This is a genomic window from Burkholderia sp. Bp8984, from assembly GCF_003853755.1.
GTDB lineage: Bacteria > Pseudomonadota > Gammaproteobacteria > Burkholderiales > Burkholderiaceae > Burkholderia.
In genome coordinates, this window is sequence record NZ_QTQN01000084.1 from 1 (window position 1) to 1854 (window position 1854).

Annotated in this window: 1 protein-coding gene; it reads left to right on the plus strand. The window is 67.5% G+C overall.

The genetic code is table 11. The features are described 5' to 3' along the window. Window positions 1–1854: acetate--CoA ligase (acs, locus tag DID98_RS35405; protein WP_124572240.1), on the plus strand; the 1854-nt coding region annotated here is incomplete at both ends.

Here is a 1854-nt window from a genome sequence, read left to right on the forward strand (position 1 = left end):
GCCGAGCAGGATTACGAAGGCTTCTGGGCGCGTCTCGCGCGCGAGGGCCTCAGCTGGCACAAGCCGTTCACGAAGGTGCTCGACGAGAGCGATGCGCCGTTCTACAAATGGTTCGACGACGGCGAACTCAACGCGTCGTACAACTGCCTCGACCGCCACGTCGAAGCCGGCAACGGCGAGCGCGTCGCCGTGATCTTCGAGGCCGACGACGGCACCGTCACGCGCGTCACCTATGCCGAGCTGCTGGCACGCGTGTCGCGCTTCGCGAACGCGCTGAAGAAACGCGGGATCGGCAAGGGCGATCGCGTCATCATCTATATTCCGATGTCGATCGAAGGCATCGTCGCGATGCAGGCCTGCGCGCGCATCGGCGCCACGCACTCGGTCGTGTTCGGCGGCTTCTCCGCGAAATCGCTCAACGAGCGGCTCGTCGACGTCGGCGCCGTTGCGCTCATCACCGCCGACGAGCAGGCGCGCGGCGGCAAGACGCTGCCGCTCAAGAGCATCGCCGACGAAGCGCTCGCGATGGGCGGCTGCGAAGCGGTCAAGAGCGTGATCGTCTATCGCCGCACCGGCGGCAAGATCGACTGGCATGCCGAACGCGACCTGTGGATGCACGAGATCGCCGACGGCGAGTCCGACACCTGCGCGCCGGAATGGGTCGGCGCCGAGCATCCGCTGTTCATCCTGTATACGTCGGGCTCGACCGGCAAGCCGAAGGGCGTGCAGCACAGCACCGGCGGCTACCTGCTGTGGGCCGCGCAGACGATGAAGTGGACCTTCGACTGGAAGCCCTCCGACGTGTTCTGGTGCACGGCCGACATCGGCTGGGTCACGGGCCACACGTACATCACGTACGGCCCGCTCGCGTGCGGCGGCACGCAGGTCGTGTTCGAGGGCGTGCCGACGTATCCGGACGCCGGCCGCTTCTGGAAGATGATCGGCGATCACAAGGTCACGGTGTTCTACACCGCGCCGACCGCGATCCGTTCGCTGATCAAGGCCGCCGAGGCCGACGACAAGGTCCATCCGAAGAGCTACGACCTGTCGAGCCTGCGCATCATCGGCACGGTCGGCGAGCCGATCAATCCGGAAGCGTGGATGTGGTACCACAAGCACGTCGGCCAGGAGCGCTGCCCGATCGTCGACACGTGGTGGCAGACCGAAACCGGCGGCCACATGATCACGCCGCTGCCCGGCGCGACGCCGACGGTGCCGGGTTCGTGCACGCTGCCGCTGCCGGGCATCATGGCCGCGGTGGTCGACGAAACCGGCCAGGACGTGCCGAACGGGCAAGGCGGCATTCTCGTCGTCAAGCGTCCGTGGCCGGCGATGATCCGCACGATCTGGGGCGACCCGGAGCGCTTCAGGAAGAGCTATTACCCGGAAGAACTCGGCGGCACGCTCTATCTCGCCGGCGACGGCACGGTGCGCGACAAGGACACCGGCTACTTCACGATCATGGGCCGCATCGACGACGTGCTGAACGTGTCGGGCCACCGGCTCGGCACGATGGAGATCGAGTCGGCGCTGGTCTCGCACGAGCTGGTTGCGGAAGCGGCGGTGGTCGGCCGCCCGGACGACACGACCGGCGAGGCGGTGGTCGCGTTCGTGGTGCTCAAGCGCTCGCGTCCGGAAGGCGAGGAAGCGGCGGCGCTCGCGAAGGCGCTGCGCGACTGGGTCGGCAAGCAGATCGGGCCGATCGCGAAACCGAAGGACATCCGTTTCGGCGACAACCTGCCGAAGACGCGCTCGGGCAAGATCATGCGGCGCCTGTTGCGCTCGCTCGCGAAGGGCGAGGCGATCACGCAGGACACGTCCACGCTCGAGAACCCGGCGATCCTCGAGCAGCTC